This window comes from Paraburkholderia sp. 31.1, assembly GCF_014397645.1.
Taxonomy (GTDB): Bacteria; Pseudomonadota; Gammaproteobacteria; order Burkholderiales; family Burkholderiaceae; genus Paraburkholderia; species Paraburkholderia tuberum.
In genome coordinates this window covers 70,477-90,817 of sequence record NZ_VZQN01000016.1, presented here as the reverse complement: position 1 = coordinate 90,817, position 20,341 = coordinate 70,477, and the positions used below count along the sequence as shown (strand labels likewise).

The window sequence follows — 20,341 nt, the reverse complement described above, 5'->3', positions numbered from 1 at the left end:
AGAGGATTTATTGCTACATTTCGAGCCGAGTGAGCCGATTTCAGCCTTTGTCGTTTCTGCTCACCGCTTCCCCTTCCGCACCACCATCCACCGCGGCGACTTGAACCGCACGATGCTCACATAAAGCCACACATAAGTCGCCCCGAACACCACAACGAAGCAAAACAGATGCAGCGTGTGCCGCCAGAACAGCGTCGCCGGCACGACCGCGATCAGGCACAGCAGCCACAGATACGGCGACGTCAGCGAGTTGCGGCGCGTCAGCTCGCGCGCGGTGCGCGCGCCGACCGCCCAGCGCATCAGCCGCTTGTAGACCAGCATATGCAGATGCACGCCATCCGGAATGCCCGGCGACATGCCGCGAATGAACTTCTTGCGGTAGATCGAGAAGCAGGTCTCGAAGATCGGGTACATGAAGAGCAGCATTGGATACCACGCGGATACGTCGCGATTGCGCATCACGAGCAGGATCGACAGCTCGGCGAGCATGAAGCCGATGAAGTAAGCACCGCCGTCGCCGAGAAAAATCAGCCCGGCCGGGAAGTTCCAGATGAAGAAGCCGAGCACCGCGCCCATCATCATGAACGACGCGGACAGCACGACCGGGTCGTGCACCTGGAACGCCACATACGCGAGCGACGCGAACATCATGAACGCGACCATCGACGCGAGGCCGTTGAAGCCGTCGATGATATTGATCGCGTTGGCGAGCGCCGCGACCGCGAGCACCGTGACCACGAACGAGATCGCCGCATATGACAGCAGAAAGTCGAGCGGTGGCACGCTGATGCGCGTGACCGCGATGTCGAGAAAGAACCAGGCGAGCGCGGCGGCCGCCATCGTGCAGATCAGGCGTGCGAGCGGCGACACGCGCTTGGTCAGATCCTCGACGAGCCCCGAGCCGAACGCCGGCATGCCGCACGCGATCAACCCGAGAATGCTGCCCGATACGGCCGGATACGCGCGATGCAATTGCACCGCGGAGACGATCAGCCCGACCAGAATCCCAGTCCCGCCGATGCGCGGCACCGGCCGCACGTGGAATTTCTGGACGCCGGCCAGATCGGTGTCGGTCGAGAACTTTTCATGCAGATGCGCATAGCGCACGATCAACAGCGTGATCAGCAGAGAGACGAGAAAGCCGAGCGCAAAACTAAGCATGAAAGTGGGCCTGAGCGAAGACGCGGAATTATACAAACGAAACGTGCGGCGGCCGGCGCGCGGCACGGGCGCGAAGCTTTCATCCAGGCCGGCAAAAAATCCCAGATAGCGAGACCGAAGCGGCCCGCACAGGCCCGTGAGCGCTCGCTCCTCATGGATTCCCCCTATGCGGCGCGCGCGCGCCGCAACCGTAAACCTGGATGCGACGAAGTGTAAGTCGCGCGCAACAAAGGCGTTCCGGAGACCCAATGCTTAATAACATCACAATTCGTGGCGGACTGACGCTCGTGATCAGCGTATTCGTCGCCTTCCTTCTGACGGTGATCGCTGTCGGCTACGGCGCGCTGAAGCTCGCCAACGACAGCCTCGACGACACGCAGCGCAGTGCGGTCGCGCTGTCGCATCTGAAGGCGAGTTCCGAGAAGCTTCTGCAGGTGCAGCTCGCATTGGGCACCTATCAGACGTTGTTCAGCGTCGGCAAGCAGACCGACGATCTGCTGCCGGCCGCGCACAAGGTGCTGCTCGAATCGAACAACGACTTCCGCAACTACATGGCCGGCCCGTTCGCGAGCGACGCAGAGCGCAAGCTCGCGCAGAGCGTCGGCGACGCGCGCGCGGCGCTCGTCGACAAGGCGATCGAACCGGAATTCAAGGCATTGATCGACTTCGACTTCAACACCTTCCGCAACATCCAGGGCGACACGGCGAACAGCCTGTACGCGTCCTACTCGAAAGCGATCGACGCGCTCGAACAAGCGCAGATGGACAATCAGCATCAGCAGGCCGCGACCGGCGCGCGACGCTTCCAGCTCGCGACAGTGCTGTTCGGCGCGATCGCGGTGATCGCGCTCGTGATCGCGGTGGGCGCTCGGGTCGCGTTGTCGTCGGCGCTGATCAAGCCGGTCAACGCGACGGTCAAGCACTTCGAGCGCATCGCGGCCGGCGACCTGAGCGTCGCGATCAAGGTGAAATCGCGCAACGAGATGGGCCAGCTGCTCGGCGCGCTGACGAGGATGCGCGACGGCCTCGTCGAAACGGTCGGCAAGGTGCGCGGCAGCACGAGCGCGATCACGCAGGGCGCGAACGAAATCGCGTCGGGCAATGCCGATCTGTCGGCGCGCACCGAGCAGCAGGCGGCCGCGCTGCAGCAGACCGCGGCGAGCATGGAGCAGCTGTCGGCGACCGTGAAACAGAACGCCGACAACGCCAGGCAGGCGAACCGCCTCGCGCACGGCGCGCTCGATACGGTCACGCGCGGCGGCAAGGTGGTGTCGCGCGTGACCGAGACGATGGACGGCATCAGCGAGTCGTCGCGCAAGGTCACGGAGATCATCGGCATGATCGAGGGGATTGCGTTTCAGACCAATATTCTCGCGTTGAACGCGGCCGTCGAAGCGGCGCGCGCGGGCGAGCAGGGACGCGGCTTCGCGGTGGTCGCCTCGGAAGTGCGCAGCCTCGCGCAGCGCTCGGGCGCGGCGGCCAAGGAGATCAAGGAGCTGATCGGCGAGTCGGCGGCGAAGGTCGAGGAGGGTGCGTCGCTGGTGTCGGATGCGCAGAAGACGATTCAGGAAGCGCTGAAGGCCGTCGAGCGCGTGACCGGCGTGATGAGCGAGATCGAGGCGTCGGCGCTCGAACAGAGCGACGGCATCGAGCAGGTCAACAAGGCGGTGTCGCAGATCGACGAGGTCACGCAGCACAACGCGGCGCTCGTCGAGCAGGCGGCGGCTGCGGCGAAGTCGCTGGAAGAGCAGGCCATCGTTCTGAAGGAGGCCATTGCCGTGTTTCGGCTTGAGGAGTCGGGCGCGGCGGCTTAGAGTCCAGCCCGGAGAAACGTCTGGCTGTCGATGACATAGCGCGCCGACAGCTACCTTAGAATCCTGTTTTCCATCTCGACCTCCGCTGGTGCTGCCGGTTTCTTCCACGTTCTTCATCAACGGGAAGTGGTTGATCGGGGAACCGCACCCGATCATGGCCAAGCGTTGGATAACTCGAAAACAGGTGTTCGATGCTCAAAGGGTTGGCAGCATTTCTTCTTTCGGTGCTCTGTGTCGGGCTGTTCATTATCGTGTTCGGTCAGACCTTTCCGTCCGCGCAACTGCACGAGGTCGGAGACTTTGCGGCGAACTCGTTGCTGATCGCCGACGCGAAGCATCTGAAGCTGCTCGTCGGACATTACTCGCGCGTCGGGTTCAATCATCCCGGTCCTGCGTTTCTTTACGCGCTTGCCGCGGGCGAGATCGTATTTTTCGACCTGACGCACTCGGTCGCGTCGCCGTTTTCCGGTCAGATCCATGCGGTTGCGCTGCTTTCCGGTTTCTGGATCGCGGCAATCGGGACGCTTTTGATCAGGATGCAGCCGGCGACGAGGGGAGCCACTGCGGCAGCCGTCCTCACCACGGCCTTATTCGTCGGTGTCACCGCTTACATCAATTACCAGGCCTTTGCCGGTCCCTGGTTCCCACATCTCTATTACTTTGCTTTTGCGGCGTTCACGGTGTCCGTCGGCGCATTGATCATGGGACGCGCAGACGGGCTTCTGTTGCTTGCCGTGAGCCTTGGATTTCTTCTGAACGGTCATGCTTCTTTTCTTGGTATGACGGGCATCATGCTGGCGTGCGCTCTGATAGCCAATACCTGGATTTCGTTCAGATCGGGTTCCAATGGGACCCGGGTGTTGAGCCGGCATTACCTCGCGAGCAATATTCGAACGATCGCTGTTGCGTTGGCGATCGTAGTGATTTTCCTGATTCCTCTCGCGATCCAGACGATCCTTCATTTTCCCGGGCCGCTCGCTGAATATGCCGCTTTTGGCCGTGCCCACCAAGCCAATCGTTTAGTGGACGCCGCGCGCTTTGCCGGTCTCTTCTGGAGTAACGGACTGTTCGGTATTCTGCTGGGCGCGGCGGCTTGTGCTGTTCTCGTGACGAACGATCCGGCGCGCGACAATGAAAGCCGCGTCGCACCTGAGCGGGCATTGTCGTTGGCGCTGGCCAGCGCGACAGCCGCCTTTGTCTTTTATGCCGTTTTCGGAGTCGACGATCTTTCACTGACCTATGTCGGGATCTTCTACTACGTCGTTCCTGCTCTGGCGCTCACGTTGCTGGCGAAGCGTTTCCTCGACAATGTGACGGTTGCGACCGCGCCCATTGCCGTGATCGTTTGTGTGGCCGTGGCGGCTTTCACTGCGATCCGGATTCATCAGCCGCCTGAAAACGTTTCCCAGTACAACGATCCTCGAATTCCCGCTGCTTACGCAGCTATCCGCACTCTCGAAGCGGGGGGCGGCGTGGCTGTTCTCGACCTCGATGGATCCGCGGAATGGGAACGGCTGTGGCCTATTCTGGTGGGCATCGAAGCGTATGGCAAACGCCAGGGCAGCGTACCGTTTTGCATCGCGCAAAACTGGCAGCTCGTGTTCACTCGGTCGGCGCGCTGCACGGCCGACGAAATGCGACGCCCCAACAGGCGTTTTCTGGTGTCGGCGGTGCCGAAGGAAGGCTTGACCGGCGCGGTGAACGTTTCCGGCCTGTATTTTTATCCGCGCGAATCCGCGGAGTAAGAAAGAGCGCACGCGCTGGTGGCGCGTGCGCGAAGGGCGGTGACGCGGGCCGGGCGCCCGCCCGACTCATCGATCGGGCCGGCGCGACGGCGCTCGCGTCACGTACGTCAGGCAAACCCCTGCGGATTCGTCGACTGCCAGCGCCAGTGGTCCGCGCACATGCGCTCGATGCCGAACTGCGCGCGCCAGCCGATGATTTTCTCGGCCGCGCTCGGGTCCGCGAAACACTGCGCGACGTCGCCCGGGCGGCGCGCGACGATCTCGTACGGCACCGGCCGCCCCGACGCCTTCTCGAACGAGCGCACCACGTCGAGCACGCTATAGCCCTGGCCCGTGCCGAGATTGACGACGAAGCTCGCATCGCGCTCGACGAGCGCATCGAGCGCGGCGAGATGCCCGCGCGCGAGATCGACCACGTGGATGTAGTCGCGCACGCCGGTGCCGTCGGGCGTCTCGTAGTCGCCGCCGAACACGCGCAGGCGGTCGAGCTTGCCGACCGCGACCTGTGCGACGTACGGCATCAGGTTGTTCGGAATGCCGGCCGGATCTTCGCCGATCAGGCCACTTTCATGCGCGCCGACCGGATTGAAGTAGCGCAGCGTCGCGATGCGCCACGATGGGTCCGACACTTCGAGATCGCGCAGGATCTGCTCGGCGATCAGCTTCGATTGACCATACGGATTGGTCGCCGACAGCGGGAACGATTCGTCGATAGGCGAGCTCTTCGGCACGCCGTACACCGTTGCCGACGAACTGAACACGAACTGCTTGACGTTGCGATCGCGCATCACGCCGAGTAGCGTCAGCAGGCTGCCGACGTTGTTCGCGTAGTACTCGATCGGCTTCGCGACCGACTCGCCGACCGCTTTCAGCGCCGCGAAATGGATCGCGCCGGTGATCGGATGCGCATCGAAAATCCGCTGCAGCGCGGCTGCGTCGCGCGCGTCGTCGTCGTAGAAGCTCACCGCACGGCCGGTGATTTTCTCGACGCGCCGCACCGCTTCGCGCTTGCTGTTCACGAGGTTGTCGATCACCGCGACGTCGTAGCCGCCGTTCAGCAGTTCGACGCAGGTGTGCGAGCCGATGAAACCCGCGCCGCCCGTTACCAGAATCGTGCCCTTCATGGTCATGCTGTTGCTCCCATTAAAGTAAAACACCCGTGATTTTTTGCACCAGGTCTTTATAGGTTTCGACGACCATGCGTTCGTCGAATTCGGTCGCGACTTTCTGCCGGCCGCGTTCCGCCATCGCGCGCCGCTCCGCGCCGCTCATGTCGAGCATGCGTGCGAGACTCGCGGCAAGGCTCTGCGCATTGCGCGCTTCGCACAACAAGCCGTTGACGCCGTCGGCCACCACCTCGCGGCAGCCGGGCACGTCGGTCGCGACGATCGGCCGGCCCATCGCCGACGCTTCCATCAGCGTGCGCGGCACGCCTTCGCGATACGACGGCAGCACCACGCAATCGGCATCGGCGATGAACGGCCGCACGTCGTGCGCCTCGCCCAGATATTCGATCACGCCTTCCTGTTCCCACGCGGCGACTTCGTCGCGCGTGATCGCGCTCGGATTGTCGACGCCGACCGGCCCGAGCAGCTGAAAGCGCGCGTGGCGGTAGCGCGCGCGCAATTGCCGCGCGGCCTCGACGTATTCGCCGACGCCTTTGTCCCACAGCAACCGCCCGATCAGCACGAAGCGAAACTCCGCGCGCTCGCGCAGCGGCGTGAACGCGAACTGCTCGAGATCGACGCCCTCGCCGTGCAACAGCCGCGCGCGCTCCGGATGCACGAGCAGCTTGCCGTCGATGAACGCGGCCTGATCGTCGCGATTCAGGAACCACACTTCACGCGGAAAGCGGAACGCGAAACGATACAGCCTTTTGGCGATCTGCGCGGCGCGGCTGTGCTGGATGAACACGTAGCCGAGCCCGGTGGTGACCGCCACCGACTGCACGCCAGCCAGCTTCGCCGCGATCGAGCCGTAGATGTTCGGCTTGATCGTGTAGTGAAACACGACATGCGGACGGATGGTCCTGTACTGCCGATACAGCGCGACGAGCGTGCGCAGATCTTCGCCCGGACTCGTGCCTTTCGACGCCATCGGCAGCTCGATGCAACGGCAGCCCATCGCGGCGAGCAACTCGAACGTGCGGTCGCGCGGCGCGAGCACCGTCACGTCGACGCCGCGCCCGATCAGCGTGCGGATCAGCCCTTGCCGATAGGTATAGATTGCCCAGGCCGTGTTGCAAACGAGTGTAATGCGTAGCGCGGGCGTCGACTTGAAAGAGGGCTTCATGCGAAGAAATGCCGGGCGTTGAATGAAGTGTGGACCATTGATACGAAGACAGCGCCCTACGATGCGGCGCGAACCTCAGCGAATGAAGCGACAACGACAACGACAGCGGCAACGACAACGACAACGACAACGACAACGACAACGACAACGACAACGACAACGACAACGACAACGACAACGACAACGAGAACGAGAACGAGAACGAGAACGAGAACGACAGCGCTCACACGCGGCGCGACTCAACGGTTCGCGCGCGGCGTGAGCAGCACGCGCTTGACCCGCTGCAACGTGCGATAAGGCAGCATCAGATGCAACAGATTCTTCACGAGGCCCAACCAGTCGTACGGATTGGCCACGTTGAAGTAGCGCAACTGCAAACGCAGCGTCGAACCGATCTGCCGGCGCCGTTTCGTCGCGCTGATGCCGCCTTCGTTCAGCTCATAGAAAAGGCCGAGTTCCGGCAGATTCGCGCAGTCATAGCGTTCCATCAGACGTACGAACAGATCGAGGTCCTCCGCCGAACGATACGCGGCGCGGTAGTTGCCGACTGTGCGGACGGCATCGATACGCAGCATCATCGACGGATGCGCGAGGCACGAGCGGAAAAAGCGCTGGCGCCGGATCACGTTCGGCTCGGCCGGCGGCGTCAGCATGAAAAGCGGCTCGCCCGCGCGCGTGACGACCTGGGTCCACATGCCGAGGCCTGCCACGTTCGGATGCGCTTGCATGAACGCGCGCTGCTTCGCGAGCCGCTGTGGCACCGCGCGATCGCCCGCGTCGATGCGCGCCGCATAGCGAAAGCCGCGCTGCGCGAGCGCGTCGACGCCGGTTTGCAGCGCACGCTCGATACCGCCGTTCTGCGCCATGCGCAGCACTTCGATCTTCAGGTTCGGCAGCGTGGGCGCGACGATCGGCGGCGTGCTGCCGTCATCGACGATCAGTACGTGCACCAGCGCACTTTCTTCGAACGACGCGAGCGTAGAATCGACGTCCGCCTGGCCGTTATAGGCGGGTATCAGCACCGCGACGTCGTCGAGCGTGGTTTGCGCGGTGGCGGATGAATTCGTCATGGGCGCAATTTGAAACGGATGTAATAAAGATTGACCGAGGCGGCCGCCAGATAGCCGGCCGCGAGGCCGACGAGCGCGCCATACGCGCCGAGCCGCGGGATCGCCAGCAGATTGACCGCGAACGCGACGGCGAGCGCGAGCAGCCACTTGGCGAGCAACACGAACTTGGCCTGATATTTGAGCACGACCAGATTGCCGATCGCCTCGACGCCGGCGGGCACCGACAGCCACACGGCCCAGCGGAAGATTTCGATCGCGCCTTCGAAGTCCGGCCCGAACACACGGCGGATGATGAAGCCCGCGAGCAGATCGAGCACGAACGCGCCGCACACCATCAGCACGGCGGTCAGCGCGGTGAGCCGCCACATGTTGCGGCGCAGTTGCGCGATGCCTTGCACGCGGTAGACGAATGCGGGCGCAATGGTTTGCGCGAGCATCAGCGCGAGCGTGATCCAGTTTTCATTCAACTGCTGGGCGGCCGAGTAGCGACCGAGGTCGGCGAACGAAATCGCGCGCTCGAGCATCAGCCGGTCCAGTTTCAGAAATAGATACATACAGATGAGCCCGAGCCAGAACACGGTGCCCGCGCTCGCGAAGTGCCTGAAGAGCGAACGTTCGACATGCCAGCCCAGCTTGCCGCCATGCCGGCGCATGAAGTAGAGCAACAGCACCGCGCCGATCGCCGCCGATTCGAGCGCCCACAGCCAGCCGAAACGCGCGGGCGCGGCCGTCGCGCGCACCAGCAGATAGACGAGAGCCGCCTTGATCACCGCGGTGCTCATGCTGGTCAGCAATTGCGGCTTGCTGTAGGTCATGCTTTGCAGCCACGCGTTGATCACGCCGACGAACGGCTCGCGAAACAGCATCGTCACCGCGAGGCCGGCGAGCATCGCACCGACGAGCGGTTCGAAGAAGTGCAGCGCAATGCCGAGCCACGTAAGCAGCAGCGCAACGGCCGAGACGGAGATGCGCAACGCGAACGCGCTGCCGAGGACGGTACCGAGTTGTCCGGGCGGCCGGTTGACGATGGTCGGTACGAGGATTTCCGCGCCGCAGACCCAGGTGATCGGCGACAGCACCAGCAGCAGCGTATTCGCGTACTGCCATTTGCCGAACGTTTCGGGCCCGAAGTAACGCGCGAGCATGCCGCTGATCACGATTGCGACGCCGATCTGCGTGAGCCGCTCGAGACCCAGCCAGACGATGTTCGTAAACGCTCGGGTGACGTCGGGATTGGCGAAGCGCTTGACCGTCAGCATCCGTTGGCCGCTCGCCGCTGCGCGTCGGTCAAGCCGCCTTGCACGGCCATGCATGCGGCGCTATGCGCATTCGCCCGCCCGGCCGGCAGCCACGGCAACTTTACAAATGGAGGGCGTCTAAGCATTAGAATGGCGGTATTCAGGCTGGTTAGAAAAACGCAATTATAAGTTGGAACCGGACCGCTTCCGGCAAGGGCGCATCGAGGCGCGGTAACAGGTTTTTTGACGTGAGTATTACCGTGGTTTTTAACGCGAATTTTTACCGCGTTTTTTACCGGCGATTGTTACCGGTCGAGGTCGGTGCGCAGGTCAAAATTTTCCATTGCACGCAAGTGAGCCAACATGATCTCCAAATCCATTTTCAAGGCGTATGACATTCGTGGCGTCATTGGCAAGACGCTCGACGCCGACGCCGCGCGTTCCATCGGTCGCGCATTCGGCAGCGAAGTGCGCGCGCAGGGCGGCGACGCGGTCGTGGTCGCGCGCGACGGACGCCTGTCGGGCCCCGAGCTGATCGGGGCGCTGTCCGACGGCCTGCGTGCGGCCGGCGTCGATGTCGTGAACGTGGGCATGGTGCCCACACCGGTCGGCTACTTCGCGGCGAGCGTACCGTTGAAGCTGGCGGGCGGCGAGCGTCGCGTCGACTCGTGCATCGTCGTGACGGGTAGCCATAATCCGCCGGACTACAACGGCTTCAAGATGGTGCTGCGCGGCGCGGCCATTTACGGCGAGCAGATTCTCGCGCTGCATCAGCGCATCGTCGACGAGAACTTCGCCGACGGCAGCGGCAGCTACGCCGAGTACGACATCGCCGACGCGTATCTCGAGCGCATCGCGAGCGACGTGAAGCTTGCGCGTCCGATCAAGATCGTCGTCGATACCGGCAACGGCGTGGCCGGCGAGCTCGCGCCGAAGCTGTTCAGGAAGCTCGGTTGCGAACTCGTCGAACTGTTCACCGAAGTCGACGGCAACTTCCCGAATCACCACCCGGACCCGGCGCACCCGGAGAACCTCGAAGACGTGATTCGCGCGCTGAAGGAAACGGATGCGGAAATCGGCTTCGCGTTCGACGGCGACGGCGACCGCCTCGGCGTCGTCACCAAAGACGGCCAGATCATCTACCCGGACCGTCAGCTGATGCTGTTCGCCGAAGAAGTGCTGTCGCGCAACAAGGGCGCGCAGATCATTTACGACGTGAAGTGCACGCGCAATCTCGCGAAGTGGGTCAAGGACAAGGGCGGCGAGCCGCTGATGTGGAAGACCGGCCACTCGCTCGTGAAGGCGAAGCTGCGCGAAACCGGCGCGCCGCTGGCTGGCGAAATGAGCGGCCACGTGTTCTTCAAGGACCGCTGGTATGGTTTCGACGACGGCCTGTACACGGGAGCGCGTCTGCTCGAGATCCTCACGCGTGTCGCCGACCCGAGCAAGCTGCTGAACTCGCTGCCGAACTCGCACTCCACACCCGAGCTGCAGCTAAAACTCGAGGAAGGCGAGAACTTCGAGCTGATCGCGCGTATGCAGCAGAACGCGAAGTTCACCGGCGCGGACAACGTCGTGAAGATCGACGGTCTGCGCGTCGAGTATCCGGACGGCTTCGGCCTTGCGCGTTCGTCGAACACGACGCCGGTCGTGGTGATGCGTTTCGAGGCCGACAACGACGCGGCGCTCAAACGCATCCAGGACGACTTCCGCCGCGTGATTCTCGCGGAGAAGGCCGATGCGAAACTGCCGTTCTGACGGCTGATGCGGCGCTGCGCTTCGAAGTTCGTCAAGACGGCTCGAAGCGTTGCCCCTACCGAACGCGGCGCGGGTTGCCTTACCGCGCCGCGTTTTTCATGTCTTTCATGGACGGCGCGCTAGAATTGCGGTCCTTTCAACGCATCTTCGAGCCGGATAGCCGGTTTTCCCACTCTTGAGCGCGCAAAAGATACTGATCGTGAGGGTGTCGTCGCTGGGCGACGTCGTTCACAACATGCCCGTGATCGCCGACATCCGGCGCCGCCATCCCGACGCGCAGATCGACTGGCTCGTCGAGGAAAGCTTCGTCGGGCTCGTGGAACTCGTGAGCGGCGTGCGGCGCGCGATTCCGGTGTCGCTGCGGCGCTGGCGCAAGCGCATCCTGTCCGTCGACAACTGGCGCGAGATCGGCGCGTTTCGCCGCGCGCTCGCCGCCGAGCACTACGATCTGGTGATCGACTGCCAGGGCCTCATCAAGACCGCGTGGCTCGCGAACATGGCGCGCGGACCGCTCGTCGGCCTCGGCAACCGTACCGAAGGCGCCGGCTACGAATGGCCGGTGCGCTTTTTCTACGGGCGGCGCGTGCCGATCGCGCCACGCACGCACGTGGTCGAACGCACGCGTCAACTGGTGGCCGCGGCGCTGAACGATCCGCCGCCGCAACCCACCGACGACATCGACTTCGGTCTCGACACGGGCCGTGCCGCGCTCGCGCTGTCGCAGGCGAATCTGAATCTGCCGGTGCCGTACGTGGTGTTCGTGCACGCGACTTCGCGCGCCGACAAGCAGTGGCCCGATGCCGCGTGGATCGAACTCGGGCAGGCGCTGGTGCGGCGCGGCGCGTCGATCGTGCTGCCGTGGGGCAGCGACGCCGAGCGCGCGACCAGCGAGCGGCTCGCGAAGGAGTTCGGCGCGGCCGCGATCGTGCCGCCGAAGCTGTCGCTGGCGGCGGTGGTGGGGCTGATCGATGGCGCGGCCGCGACGGTCGGGGTTGACACAGGTCTGGTCCATATCGCGGCGGCGCTGAAGCGGCCCACGGTCGAGTTGTACAATTTCTCGACCGCGTGGCGCACCGGCGGCTACTGGTCGCCGAACGTCGTCAATCTCGGCGCGGCGGGGCAGCCGCCTACGCTGCAGCAGGTGAAGTCGGTGCTTGCCGGCTTCGGGCTGTTGTGACCCGGGCCGGCCGGCATCAGCACCTGCTGCATCCTGTCGGTGCGCTTCGCCTTGCGCACCCTCCGTTCCAAAGGGCGACCATGAACGAAACCCAGATCATCGAAGTAGCGAACGCCGACTGGCACGGCTGCAACCTGTCCGTGCCTCGAGAGACGCTGCTCGCCGGCGTCGAGCGCGGCAAGGTGCTGTACTTCCCGAACCTGCGCTTCGCGATCGACGGTGGCGAGCAGGCGCTGCTCGACCCGGCGCTCGCCGATCCGAACCGCAAGAACATCAGCCTCGAACCGAACGGCGGCGCGCTGCATGGCGTGGCCGGCGATGCGGTCACGCAATCGGCGGTGCGCGCGTTGATCGCGCGTTATCAGGCGAATGCGCGCACGCTCGTCGACGGGCTCTTTCCCGAGTACAGCGGCAAGCTGCGGGTCGCGCCGACGAGCCTGCGGCTGCATCAGGTCGAGACTCGCGAAACCTCGTGGCGCAAGGACGATAGCCGTCTGCACGTCGACGCGTTTCCGTCGCGGCCGAACTACGGCGAGCGCATCCTGCGCGTGTTCACCAACGTCAATCCCCATGGCGTGCCGCGCGTATGGCGCGTCGGCGAGCCGTTCGAGGACATGGCGCAGCGCTTCCTGCCGCGTATCAAGCCGCAGATGCCCGGCTCCGCGTGGCTGCTGAACCTGCTGCACGTGACCAAATCGCTGCGCAGCGAATACGATCATCTGATGCTCAGTCTGCACGACGGCATGAAGGCCGACCTCGACTATCAGAAGACGAGCCCGCAACAGACCATGCCGTTTCCACCGGGCAGCGTGTGGGTGTGCTTCTCCGACCAGACCTCGCATGCGGTGATGTCCGGCCAGTTCATGCTGGAGCAGACTTTCTTCCTGCCAGTGAAGGCGATGGCGCAGCCGGAATGCGCGCCGCTCGGCATTCTCGAGCGCCTGAAGGGCAGGGCGCTGGTTTGAGCGCGGCGGTCGATTCGAGGGCCCGGCAGATGCCGGCCCGCATCGCGCGCGTGAGCGCGCTGCGCTTTCCGAATCACGCGGGGCGCCGATGCTAAGGGCGATCTATCGCGCGCTCTGGTGGCTCATCGCGCCGCTTGCGGTGCTGCGTCTGTTGATCCGTTCGCGTAAGGAGCGCGGTTATCGCGAGCATATCGGCGAGCGCTTCGGTTATTCGCGCGGGCGCTTGTTGGAGGACAGCGCGCCGTTGATCTGGGTGCATGCGGTGTCGGTCGGCGAGACGCGCGCCGCGCAGCCGCTGATCGATGCGCTGATGAAGGCGCGCCCCGACGCGCGCATTCTGCTTACGCACATGACGCCGAGCGGCCGCGCGACCGGCATCGAGATTTTCGGCGACCGCGTGTTGCGCAGTTATCTACCGTACGACATGCCGCATGCGGTACGGCGCTTCTTGCGCGGGTGGCGGCCGTCGCTCGGTCTCGTGATGGAAACCGAGGTGTGGCCGACCCTGATCGACGAGTGCCGTCGCGCCGACGTGCCGCTCGTGCTGACCAACGCGCGGATGTCGGCACGTTCGTTCAAGCGCGCGGCGAAATTCGGCGGTGCGACGAAGGACGTGTTCGGCGGCTTCGCGCGCGTGCTCGCGCAGAGTCCGTCCGATGCCGAGCGGTTGACCTCGCTCGGCGCGCGCAATGTCGCGGTGCTCGGCAATCTGAAGTTCGACATGAGCACGCCGCCCGAACTCGCGGCCCGCGGCCACGCGTGGCGCGCGGCGATCGGCACGCGGCCCGTGTGGGTCGCGGCGAGCACGCGCGAGGGCGAAGAAGCGCTCGTGCTCGAGGCGTTCGCGGCGCTCGGCATCGACGATGCGCTGCTGATTCTGGTGCCGCGTCATCCGCAGCGCTTCAATGAAATCGCGGCGCTCGTCGAGAAAGCGGGGTTGCGGCTCGAACGGCGATCGAGTTGGGCGCCCGATGCGAAGGTCGCGTCGGCGGCGCGCACCGCTGACGATGGCGTGGCGCCGCTGCCTCGCGACGTGAACGTGCTGCTCGGCGATTCGATGGGCGAGTTGGGCGCTTACTACGCGGCGTCGGATCTTGCGTTTATCGGCGGCAGTCTGTTGCCGCTTGGCGGACAGAACCTGATCGAAGCGTGCGCGGTCGGCGTGCCGGTGCTGATCGGGCCGCACGTTTTCAACTTCACGCAAGCCACCGCCGATGCGGTCGCGGCCGGCGCCGCCGTGCAGGTGCAGGACCCGGCCGATCTGGCGCGCGCGCTGCGCGAGCTGTTCGGCGACAAGTCGCGGCGGCTCGCGATGGGCGGTGCGGCTGCCGCGTTTGCGGCGAGGCATCGCGGGGCGACGGCGAGGACGGTGGATGTGTTGGCGGCGTTGTTGCCGGAGTAGTCCCGGAACGCCGGTGACGACCGCGCCGAGCGAATTATTCAAGCCGCAAGCGCCACGCACTTTGTGGCTAACGCTTGCTTATGTGATATGAACCGTCCGAGTGTTATTGCTGCTTCGCGACAGACTCGTCGCTTATTGGGCTTGTGTCGGCGCTACGGCGTCGACCGCTTCCTCTTCCTGCGGAGGTGTGTGGGTCTGCCGGATTTGCTCAATCATCTTGGTTAAGACATCAAAAGCCGTTTCCGGCGTGGCTTGCGTCGGGGTTGGTTTGCCTGGGTTTTGATGTGCAATCGAATCGCGATATTGCTTGATTTGCTTGACCTGCCCGATGAGATCGGGGTCAACTTCGCCTTTGAAAAGATTGAGAATCTCACCAAGCTTCCAGTATTCGACTTCATTCTCGAACTTTTCAGCCAGCTTGTCGGAATACTGCTGCGGATATCCGGCGGCCAGCAGCCGATTGGCCGTTTGCAGATGCTCGATGACGAACCGCTCAAATGTGGCGAATAGCGCCAAAATGGCAAGGTCAGCCGCTTGCCTGGCTGCGTCTTGAAGGGCGGTATTTGCTTCCTCCGGAGTTGCCCCAATGAACTGTGTGCGTCGGATGAGTTCTTCGTGCTGGATTTGAATCGTGCGCGTGGCGACTTTGAAGCAATCGTTCGCCACAGCAAATGCCTTATAGACTGGATCCAGAGGATTATTAAAATTCATAGTCGGAAACATCCGTGAGCAGGTCAAGAAAGAGACTCTCTTCAACGCGCTTTGCTCGACGTACTCTGGCCTCGATCCAGTACCAGCCATCTCTGTCGACTCCAGAAAGCATGGGTGCCGACGACGAGGTTGTGTTTTTTCCACCAACGGTAGTCTGCATCGAAAACGTCGGACCTTTTCCAACGTAGAAAAGGAACGCATGTCTCGTCACACGGCCGATTAGATCCACTCTCCCGTGCGCGCCGATGATTTTCGATCCGACAGGCTGGATCTTGGCCACTGACACTCCGTCCTTTGATATGTGAAGGCTCGGGGCATCATATTGGGCCATCATCTCTTCACTGAGTGTTGTGACGTCGCGTTCCACGGTTAGACCATGGTCTCTGCACCAGGCACTCACTTCCCCCAGGAAGGTTCTGACGCGCTGCACATATTCGGCGGAAGAAGAGCCTGCATCTTCGGTTTTTGGTTCAGCCATTGTCTGTCCTTGTATCGTCAGCATGCGCGCACTGCGGCACGCCAACGTCTGCCAGCACAGTCCACATATTTGCGCGTATCAGTGAGATATGAGCAAATGTTCTCGCGCTCACATCTGAAGCCTCAGCGTACCACTGAATCCGTCGCAAAATTTTCAAAGCTAGCATGTCGCTGGTTGGACCAATCGCTTTTTCACCTCTGGCAATGACACTTTTCTCCCAACTGGGTTTTCGGTGGGATCGCGCCGCGATTCCACTAGACGTTCCCGTCCATCCGGTCAAACGTGTATGTTCCCGTTTTCACCGAATGCTGCCGGAGTTCGTGTGGGACGCAGGCGTACTCGAAGGGAATCCGTCGACGTTCGTCGAGGTGAAGACATTGCTCGACGGCATCACCGCCGGTGGTCGGAAGATATCCGATCATGAGCAGATTTTGAATCTCGCGAACGCTTCAAAGCGTCTGCTGGCGCTGTTGCGGAATGATCGATTCACGCTCGCCAAGCTTACGTTCGGCGATTTGCAGAGCCACGTGGCAGCGCGTAACGAAGCGCTCGAGTGGGGGCGTTTTCCGAGGTGAAGGTGAACAAACGCGCTATACGCCCGACGTCGCGCTGGGTGAGGCGGGGCGGTATACGCCTGTGCCTACCGTGCCGGGTGCTCCAGAGCTCAACTGGGTTTTCGGCGCAGGGACCCGCGCGCTCAGCGAAGAAGTTTCCAATCCATTCGAACGCGGCTGCGCGAATGCCATCCTGGCGAGTGAAGCGTCACTTGCTTACACCTTCAACAACCCCTTCTTTTCAATAAACTTCACCACATCATCAAGACCCTCGAGCGCCTTCAGATTACACATCACAAACGGTCGCTCGCCGCGCATCTTCTTCGCGTCCGATGCCATCACGTCGAGGTTCGCGCCCACCAGCGGCGCGAGATCGGTCTTATTGATCACGAGCAGATCCGACTTCGTGATCCCAGGTCCGCCCTTGCGCGGAATCTTCTCGCCGCCCGCGACGTCGATCACGTAGATCGTCAGGTCCGACAGCTCCGGGCTGAAGGTCGCCGCGAGGTTGTCGCCGCCCGATTCGATGAACACGATGTCCGCATCCGGAAAACGCGTGAGCATGCGGTCGACCGCTTCGAGGTTGATCGATGCGTCCTCGCGGATCGCGGTGTGCGGGCAGCCGCCCGTCTCGACGCCCATGATGCGCTCGGCCGGCAGCGCGCCCGCGACGGTCAGCAGACGCTGATCCTCTTTCGTATAGATGTCGTTCGTGATCGCGACGAGGTCGTACTGGCCGCGCATCGCCTTGCACAGCATTTCGAGCAGCGTGGTCTTGCCCGAGCCAACCGGGCCGCCGACGCCCACGCGCAGCGGCGGCAGCTTCTTCGTGCGGATCTGGCTCGCGGTATGGGAAGCGGAATGATGAGATGCGTTCATGATGGATCGTGGGAATCGTGCTACGAGCGGAAGAGCCGCGAATACTGCGACTCGTGGCGCGCCGACAGAATGCCGAGCTGCGGCGCGAACGTGTTGAGGTCGTCACGCGAGGTCGCGAGCGCGCGCGCGACGGCCGCCTCGATCGGCTCACGCAGCGCGACGATGATGCGTTGCCCCGCGAGTTGGCCGAGCGGCACCGCCTTCAACGCGGCGGCGGTCTGGTTCTCGACCCAGCTGAACGCATAGGCGGCGAGCGCGGCATCGACCGGAGCATTGTGCGCGTGAGCGGCGAATGCGAACGCGCTCGGCTGCGCGAGTGGCGTGAGCGACGCGAGCGTTTCGCGCCTCGCCACGTCGCCCCATTCGAGCGACACACACAGCTGTCGCAGCGACCAGCCCATCTGCTCCGTTTCGCGGCGCAGTTCGGCGGACTCGCGACTCGCGAGGAATTCGGCGTTGGCGTCGGCGAGTTCCACGGCGTCGTGCGTGCGCCAGCGTTCGATCTGCTGCGCGAGGAACGGCAACTCGCCGCGCGCGAGCACGTCGGTCAGGCCGCGTTCAATCCACGTGCGCGCGGAGTCGGCATCGGTGATGAGCTGCGCTTCAATCGCCGCTTCGAGACCCTGCGAATAGCTGAACGCGCCAATCGGCAGTGCTGGCGACGCGAGATGCAGCAGCGCGGTGAATTCAGCGATGTGCATGACGATGCGGGTGGTGTCCATGTCCGCACGATTCGTCGTGCACGTGGTCATGGTCGTGATCGTGCGAGTGCGAAGAGCCCTCATGGGCATGAGCATGCTCATGCCCATGATGCTCACCAAACACCTGCTGCGCGATCGCATAGTCCTCGGCGAACGTCTCGTCGTGCCCATGCTTATGTCCACCGCCATACGCCCCGGCTTCAGGCTGAAACGGCAGCGACACCTGCTCGACCGTCGCGCCGATGCGCTTGAGCATGTCGGCGAGCACCGGATCGTATTCGAGCTTCAGATAATCGGCGCCCACTTCGACCGGCGTATGACGATTGCCGAGGTGATAGGCGGCGCGCGTCAACGTCAACGCGTCCGATGCGCGTACGACAAGCACGGCTTCATCAGCCGCAACGACACGCACGAGCCCGCCATCATCGGCGACGAGCACGTCGCCATCGCGCAGCACGGTGCCGCGCGGCAACAGCAATGCGACTTCCTCGCCGTCATCGAGCGTCGCGGCGAGACGGCTCTTGCGACGTTGATCGAACGCGAGCGTCAAGGTCGGCGCACGCTTGACGAGTACCGGCGCGATCTTCAGATGCGGCGCGAGAAGTTTGTTCAGTGTACGCATGATCAGAACAGGAAATAGCGTTGCGCCATCGGCAGCACGGTGGCCGGATCGCAGGTCAGCAACTGGCCGTCGGCGATCACCTGATAGGTTTCCGGATCGACGCTGATGTTCGGGCGCCACGCGTTGTGAATCATGTCGGCCTTCGTCACGTTGCGGCAGTTTTTCACCGCGACGATGCGCTTGTGCAAACCATAGCGTTCGGCCACATTCGCATCGGCGGCGAGTTGCGACACGAAGGTCAGCGACGTGCGGCCCAGCGCTCCCCCGCGCGTCGCGAACATCTCGCGATAGTGCACGGGCTGCGGCGTCGGAATCGATGCATTCGGATCGCCCATCTGCGCCATCGCGATCATGCCGCCCTTCAGGATCAGCGACGGCTTGATGCCAAAGAACGCCGGCTCCCAGAACACGAGGTCGGCCCACTTGCCCGGTTCGATCGAACCGACTTCATGCGCGATGCCGTGCGTAATCGCCGGATTGATCGTGTACTTCGCGACATAGCGTTTCGCGCGGAAATTGTCGTGGCGCGCGTTGTCCTCGGGCAGCGCGCCGCGTTGCACCTTCATCTTGTGCGCGGTCTGCCAGGTGCGGATGATCACTTCGCCGACGCGGCCCATCGCCTGCGAGTCCGAAGAAAGCATCGACAGCGCGCCGAGATCGTGCAGGATGTCCTCGGCGGCGATCGTCTCGCGGCGAATCCGCGATTCGGCGAACGCGATGTCTTCGGCAATCGACGGATCGAGGTGATGGCACACCATCAGCATGTCGAGATGCTCGTCGAGCGTGTTGACCGTGTAGGGCCGCGTCGGGTTCGTCGACGACGGCAGCACATTCGCTTCGCCGCACACCTTGATGATGTCCGGGGCGTGGCCGCCGCCCGCGCCTTCGGTGTGATACGTGTGGATCGTGCGGCCCTTGAACGCGGCGACGGTCGCTTCGACGAAGCCCGCTTCGTTTAGCGTATCCGTGTGGATCGCGACCTGCGTGTCGGTATCGTCGGCGACGCCAAGGCAGTTGTCGATCGCCGCGGGTGTCGTGCCCCAGTCTTCGTGCAGCTTCAAACCGATCGCGCCCGCGGCGATCTGTTCGGTCAGCGGGGCCGGCTGGCTCACGTTGCCCTTGCCGAGAAAGCCGAGGTTCATCGGATAGCCGTCGGCCGCTTGCAGCATGCGTTCGAGATGCCATGGCCCCGGTGTGCAGGTGGTCGCATTCGTGCCGGTCGCGGGGCCGGTGCCGCCGCCGAGCATCGTCGTCACGCCGCTCGCGAGCGCTTCCTCGATCTGCTGCGGGCTGATGAAGTGGATGTGCGTATCGATGCCGCCCGCGGTCACGATCAGCCCTTCGCCCGCGATCACTTCGGTGGCCGCGCCAATCGCGATCGTCACATTCGGCTGGATGTCGGGATTGCCGGCCTTGCCGATCGCCGCGATGCGGCCGTCCTTGATGCCGATGTCGGCCTTCACGACGCCCCAGTGATCGAGGATCACCGCGTTCGTCACGACGGTATCGACGACCTCGGCATGCACGCGCTGCGACTGGCCCATGCCGTCGCGAATCACCTTGCCGCCGCCGAACTTGACCTCTTCGCCGTAGGTCGTGAAGTCGCGCTCGATCTCGATCAGCAGTTCGGTGTCGGCGAGGCGCACGCGGTCGCCGGTGGTGGGGCCGAACATCTCCGCGTATGCGCGGCGGCCAATGCGTAGTGTCATGGTGTGGGTCCGGAATGAGCTACAAGCGAGCGACAGGCAAGGCAAGGCGGAGCAGGGCGGTCGAA

General features: G+C 63.5%; 18 protein-coding genes. 7 read left to right on the top strand and 11 right to left on the bottom strand.

Features of this window, described 5'->3' with window-relative positions; translation table 11 throughout:
- Positions 1-60: 60 nt before the first annotated feature.
- Positions 61-1,161 carry an MraY family glycosyltransferase gene (locus tag F6X37_RS14655; RefSeq protein ID WP_187611823.1) on the bottom strand — a complete coding sequence of 367 codons (1,101 nt, stop codon included), beginning with the start codon at positions 1,159-1,161 and terminating at the stop codon, positions 61-63.
- A 248-nt stretch (positions 1,162-1,409) separates the two neighbouring features.
- Here F6X37_RS14655 and F6X37_RS14650 point away from each other — a divergent pair, with 248 nt between their 5' ends.
- A complete protein-coding gene (locus tag F6X37_RS14650; RefSeq protein ID WP_187611822.1) occupies positions 1,410-2,975 on the top strand; it encodes a methyl-accepting chemotaxis protein in 1,566 nt (521 codons plus the stop codon).
- A 191-nt stretch (positions 2,976-3,166) separates the two neighbouring features.
- Entirely contained in the window at positions 3,167-4,720 is a 1,554-nt protein-coding gene (locus F6X37_RS14645) for a hypothetical protein (protein ID WP_187611821.1), read from the top strand.
- 107 nt (positions 4,721-4,827) lie between these two features.
- On the opposite strand, the gene galE is transcribed toward F6X37_RS14645, so the two are convergent.
- The 4 genes from galE to F6X37_RS14625 all read right to left on the bottom strand — a co-directional run bounded on the left by galE (position 4,828) and on the right by F6X37_RS14625 (position 9,341).
- A complete protein-coding gene (galE, locus tag F6X37_RS14640; protein WP_187611820.1) occupies positions 4,828-5,850 on the bottom strand; it encodes a UDP-glucose 4-epimerase GalE in 1,023 nt (340 codons plus the stop codon).
- 13 nt (positions 5,851-5,863) lie between these two features.
- Positions 5,864-7,012, bottom strand: a complete 1,149-nt coding sequence (locus F6X37_RS14635) for a glycosyltransferase family 4 protein (RefSeq protein WP_184059731.1) — start codon at positions 7,010-7,012, stop codon at positions 5,864-5,866.
- A gap of 239 nt (positions 7,013-7,251) precedes the next feature.
- Positions 7,252-8,082, bottom strand: coding sequence for a glycosyltransferase (locus F6X37_RS14630; protein WP_187611819.1), 831 nt, complete (start codon positions 8,080-8,082; stop codon positions 7,252-7,254).
- A complete protein-coding gene (locus F6X37_RS14625; protein ID WP_090803353.1) occupies positions 8,079-9,341 on the bottom strand; it encodes an oligosaccharide flippase family protein in 1,263 nt (420 codons plus the stop codon). The genes F6X37_RS14630 and F6X37_RS14625 overlap by 4 nt, the downstream gene beginning before the upstream one ends.
- Before the next feature lie 342 nt (positions 9,342-9,683).
- Here F6X37_RS14625 and F6X37_RS14620 point away from each other — a divergent pair, with 342 nt between their 5' ends.
- From F6X37_RS14620 to waaA, 4 genes are all read left to right on the top strand, one after another.
- Entirely contained in the window at positions 9,684-11,078 is a 1,395-nt protein-coding gene (locus tag F6X37_RS14620; RefSeq protein ID WP_090803354.1) for a phosphomannomutase/phosphoglucomutase, read from the top strand.
- Between the two features lie 175 nt (positions 11,079-11,253).
- Positions 11,254-12,255 carry a lipopolysaccharide heptosyltransferase I gene (gene waaC, locus F6X37_RS14615; protein ID WP_187611818.1) on the top strand — a complete coding sequence of 334 codons (1,002 nt, stop codon included), beginning with the start codon at positions 11,254-11,256 and terminating at the stop codon, positions 12,253-12,255.
- 80 nt (positions 12,256-12,335) lie between these two features.
- Complete coding sequence (locus tag F6X37_RS14610) at positions 12,336-13,220, top strand: Kdo hydroxylase family protein (RefSeq protein WP_184020906.1); 885 nt, start codon at positions 12,336-12,338, stop codon at positions 13,218-13,220.
- An 88-nt stretch (positions 13,221-13,308) separates the two neighbouring features.
- Positions 13,309-14,622: a lipid IV(A) 3-deoxy-D-manno-octulosonic acid transferase gene (gene waaA, locus F6X37_RS14605; protein WP_187611817.1), complete on the top strand. Its 1,314-nt coding sequence runs from the start codon at positions 13,309-13,311 to the stop codon at positions 14,620-14,622.
- 132 nt (positions 14,623-14,754) lie between these two features.
- On the opposite strand, the gene F6X37_RS14600 is transcribed toward waaA, so the two are convergent.
- Both F6X37_RS14600 and F6X37_RS14595 read right to left on the bottom strand, forming a co-directional pair.
- On the bottom strand, positions 14,755-15,333 hold the full coding sequence (locus F6X37_RS14600) for a hypothetical protein (protein WP_187611816.1): 579 nt from the start codon (positions 15,331-15,333) through the stop codon (positions 14,755-14,757).
- On the bottom strand, positions 15,323-15,835 hold the full coding sequence (locus F6X37_RS14595) for a hypothetical protein (RefSeq protein ID WP_187611815.1): 513 nt from the start codon (positions 15,833-15,835) through the stop codon (positions 15,323-15,325). The genes F6X37_RS14600 and F6X37_RS14595 overlap by 11 nt, the downstream gene beginning before the upstream one ends.
- A gap of 140 nt (positions 15,836-15,975) precedes the next feature.
- Here F6X37_RS14595 and F6X37_RS14590 point away from each other — a divergent pair, with 140 nt between their 5' ends.
- Positions 15,976-16,386: a hypothetical protein gene (locus F6X37_RS14590; protein ID WP_187611814.1), complete on the top strand. Its 411-nt coding sequence runs from the start codon at positions 15,976-15,978 to the stop codon at positions 16,384-16,386.
- Positions 16,387-16,581: 195 nt separating this feature from the next.
- Here F6X37_RS14590 and ureG read toward each other — a convergent pair whose 3' ends face one another.
- From ureG to ureC, 4 genes are read right to left on the bottom strand one after another with little or no spacing between them, the layout of a single operon-like run.
- Entirely contained in the window at positions 16,582-17,244 is a 663-nt protein-coding gene (gene ureG, locus F6X37_RS14585) for an urease accessory protein UreG (RefSeq protein ID WP_187611813.1), read from the bottom strand.
- Positions 17,245-17,264: 20 nt separating this feature from the next.
- The gene (locus F6X37_RS14580) at positions 17,265-17,945 is read right to left on the bottom strand and encodes an urease accessory protein UreF (RefSeq protein ID WP_187611865.1); all 681 of its coding nucleotides are present in this window, start codon (positions 17,943-17,945) and stop codon (positions 17,265-17,267) included.
- A complete protein-coding gene (ureE, locus tag F6X37_RS14575) occupies positions 17,932-18,567 on the bottom strand; it encodes an urease accessory protein UreE (protein ID WP_187611812.1) in 636 nt (211 codons plus the stop codon). The genes F6X37_RS14580 and ureE overlap by 14 nt, the downstream gene beginning before the upstream one ends.
- A 2-nt stretch (positions 18,568-18,569) precedes the next feature.
- The gene (gene ureC / locus F6X37_RS14570) at positions 18,570-20,276 is read right to left on the bottom strand and encodes an urease subunit alpha (RefSeq protein ID WP_187611811.1); all 1,707 of its coding nucleotides are present in this window, start codon (positions 20,274-20,276) and stop codon (positions 18,570-18,572) included.
- Between the last annotated feature and the right edge of the window lie 65 nt (positions 20,277-20,341).